The organism is Rhodococcus sp. R1101 (genome assembly GCF_000278445.1).
Lineage (GTDB): Bacteria > Actinomycetota > Actinomycetes > Mycobacteriales > Mycobacteriaceae > Rhodococcus > Rhodococcus gordoniae.
Genome location: NZ_AJVB01000909.1, coordinates 1 through 588 on the forward strand (window position 1 = coordinate 1; position 588 = coordinate 588).

Below are 588 nucleotides of genomic sequence, written 5' to 3' on the forward strand. Positions count from 1 at the left end.
GCCGACCGTCCTCTCACCTGCGTCGCCGAAGGCGCGACGGCCTGCATGGAACGGCCCGAGGTGCTCGCCGCCTACGCCGCGTCGTCGACTGCTGCCTGATCACTTACGGATTCGGTGCCCGGGTCTGCGCGAGGTAACGCTCGAGCAGACCCTTCACCACCGGCCCGGAGGTGGCCGAACCGAACCCGCCACCGCGCACCAGTGCCGTCACCACGACCTCCGGTGCCTCGGCCGGCACCACCGCGGAGAACCACGCATTGAGACCCTTTCCGGGGGCCGACGGATCCTCCGCCGTACCCGTCTTGGCGGCGGTCGAGACCGGCAGGCTCGCAAGCTGACCGGCGGTGCCGGCCGAGGCGGACGCCCGCATGCCCGCCCGCACCGGTTCGAGCTTGTCCGCGAACGACAGCCGGTGCGGCGCCCCGGCGGGAATCGGAACCGCATCCCCGGGGCCGTAGGCGGCGGCGAGCTGCGGGGTCACCACCTGACCCGACGCGATACCCGCCGTCCACCGCGCGACCTGGATCGGGGTCGCCGTGACGGTGCCCTGACCGATACCCATCAACAGGGTCGAGCCCGGATACCAGG

The 588-nt window shown here is 72.4% G+C and carries 1 protein-coding gene; it reads right to left on the reverse strand.

Going from position 1 to position 588, the window contains the following annotated elements; all coding sequences use genetic code 11:
- Positions 1-103 precede the first annotated feature (103 nt).
- On the reverse strand, positions 104-588 hold a 485-nt coding region (locus R1101_RS28955; protein ID WP_269726649.1), incomplete at its 5' end, for a penicillin-binding transpeptidase domain-containing protein.